The following is a 2,585-nucleotide window of genomic DNA, read 5'->3' as shown; positions in this document are numbered from 1 at the left end:
AAAGTTTCCGGTTTTCCTTCTCCGCGCTTCTTGCGATCTTCGATCGCGAACCAGCCAAACCGTAGCAAACGTGTTTTCTCTGGATGCAGTGTCAGGTTGAACTGAGCTAGTCGAGCCTCCAACGCCTGGCGAAAACTCCATGCATCTTCATGCTTTTCAAACCCAAGCACACTGTCGTCTGCGTACCGCACAGCAATCATCTGACCTCGTGCAGTACGCTCGCGCCATTGCCTGATCCACAAGTCCATCACGTAGTGCAGGTAGATGTTGGCAAGCAACGGTGAAATGGGCGCACCTTGCGGCGTGCCCTGCTTCGCAGGAATGCGCTTTCCATTTTCGAGAACACCTGTGCGCAACCATCGAGCTATCAGCGCTAACATTCGCCTATCCGCGATTCGGTGTTGCAGGAAGCACATCATCCATTCGTGATCGATGGTGTCAAAGAACGCTCGAATATCCACGTCCAATATCCAGCGAACACGCGAATTCTGTATTCCTACCGATAACGCATCCAATGCATCGTGTTGCCCTCGACCTGGGCGAAAACCATACGAGAGTCCGAGAAAGTTCTGCTCATAAATTGCGTTGAGCACTTGCACGACTGCGGTCTGGACGATCTTGTCTTCCAGTGCGGTTACGCCCAGCGGGCGCTCGCTACCATCTGCCTTTGGGATAAACACCCGCCGGACAGGCTGGGCGCGATAGCGGCCACTATGCACTTTGTCGTGTAAGGCTGTCAGCCTTGTGAGCAGACCTTGCTCATACTCTCGCCACGATAGACCATCCACACCACTGGCCGCGTCTCGCTTGAGATTGTAGAAACTCTCGTGCAATAGCTCGACCGTCACGTGGTGCAGCAAGCTCGTGAACTTTACCCGGCGATCTCGCCGAGCTGCTTGACGTACAGCGAGCAACCCTGACAACGCACTTGTCCGGCTCTGCGTCCGGGATGCGGAAAGCTGTTCGCTGTTCCCCTTGGCTAACTCCCTTTCCTCCATTGTCTCCGCTGAGCAAAACCCATTGTTCGACAACTTCTCAGGTACTACGGAGTTATCCGACTTCTCATCCGCGTAGACGGCAGGCTTTTGGCTTGTGACCTTTCCTGCCCCGTCTGGCTTGTCACGACCAGACACGGATGAGATCTCCCAGCTTCCGTACAGTTGACTTCCCAGCATGCTCAGGGTCTACGACCGCGCAGGGCGTGAAACATGGCTTGCGATTATCGTCATGCACACTGTGGCCTTCCGCTTCGCTTAACAGCGTCGGCGCCCTGGACTCATGATTTCGCGGCTCAATGGCTGGCCTGCTGGTTTCCCCTGCCAACGCTTCGCCGTACACCTCACGGTGCACTGTAGTGGTCTAATGAAACCGGACACCCATTTAGGCGAGAATGCTCGCCAGATCGAGGTGTCAGATGACTAAACAACGCCGCTCCTTTACTCCTGAATTCAAGCGCGAGGCTGCCGACCTTGTGCTCAAACAAAACTACAGCTACATCGAAGCCAGCCGTTCACTCGGCATTGGTGAATCGGCATTGCGCCGCTGGGTTGACCAGATTCAGAAAGAACATAAAGGCGTCACCCCGCAGAGCAAGGCACTGACTCCGGAACAGCAAAAAATTCAGGAGCTGGAAGCCCGGATTGCTCGGCTTGAGCGAGAGAAATCAATACTAAAAAAGGCTACCGCGCTCTTGATGTCGGAAGATCACGAGCGTTCGCGCTGATTGACCAGTTGAGGGCACATGAGCCGGTTGATTGGCTGTGCAAGGTGTTTGACGTCACTCGCTCGTGTTACTACGCCCAGCGCCTGCGGCGCCGCACGCCCGATGTTGAACGGCTTCGATTGCGTAGTCGCGTCAGTGAGCTGTTCTCGCAAAGTCGCAGCTCTGCGGGCAGTCGCAGCATCCTGTCGCTGATGCGTGAAGACGGTGAGCAACTCGGTCGATTCAAAGTGCGTAGCTTGATGCGCGAGCTTGATTTAGTCAGCAAACAACCCGGCTCCCATGCCTACAAACGAGCAACAGTAGAAAGACTGGATATCCCGAACACATTGAACCGCGAGTTCGACGTGCCAGCGCCCAATCAAGTCTGGTGCGGCGATATCACCTACATTTGGGCGCAAGGAAAGTGGCATTACCTGGCTGTCGTCCTGGATCTTTGTACGCGTCGGATCGTGGGCTGGGCGCTGTCGGAAAAGCCAGACGCTGAGCTGGTGATCAAAGCGCTGGATATGGCTTACGAGCAGCGTGGCAGGCCTTCGGATCTGCTATTCCACTCGGACCAGGGATCGCAATATGCAAGCCGACTCTTTCGCCAGCGGTTGTGGCGATACCGCATGCGCCAGAGCATGAGTCGACGAGGAAACTGCTGGGATAACGCACCGATGGAGCGCGTATTTCGCAGCTTGAAAACAGAATGGATACCGACCGTGGGCTATCGAACTGCGCAGGAAGCACAGCGCGATATCAGCCATTTTTTGATGCATCGCTACAACTGGATTCGGCCTCACCAATTCAACGATGGGTTGGCGCCAGCGCGGGCCGAGGAAAAACTTAACGTCGTGTCCGGGATTAGTTGACCACCACA

General features: G+C 55.3%; 2 protein-coding genes. One reads left to right on the top strand and one right to left on the bottom strand.

Features of this window, described 5'->3' with window-relative positions:
• Positions 1-1,133, bottom strand: a 1,133-nt coding sequence (locus tag F8N44_RS31075) for a reverse transcriptase domain-containing protein (RefSeq protein ID WP_224794862.1), incomplete at its 3' end; no start/stop codon positions are given.
• Between the two features lie 281 nt (positions 1,134-1,414).
• Here F8N44_RS31075 and F8N44_RS31070 point away from each other — a divergent pair.
• Positions 1,415-2,577, top strand: a protein-coding gene (locus F8N44_RS31070) for an IS3 family transposase (protein ID WP_109627876.1) whose coding sequence is annotated in 2 segments (ribosomal slippage) — positions 1,415-1,670 and positions 1,670-2,577 — 1,164 coding nt in all. Because the reading frame shifts where the segments join, the coding sequence is not laid out codon by codon here.
• The last annotated feature ends 8 nt before the right edge of the window (positions 2,578-2,585 follow it).

It is taken from the genome of Pseudomonas fluorescens (genome assembly GCF_902497745.1).
Taxonomy (GTDB): domain Bacteria; phylum Pseudomonadota; class Gammaproteobacteria; order Pseudomonadales; family Pseudomonadaceae; genus Aquipseudomonas; species Aquipseudomonas fluorescens_BM.
This window is presented reverse-complemented; position numbering and strand designations above follow the sequence as displayed.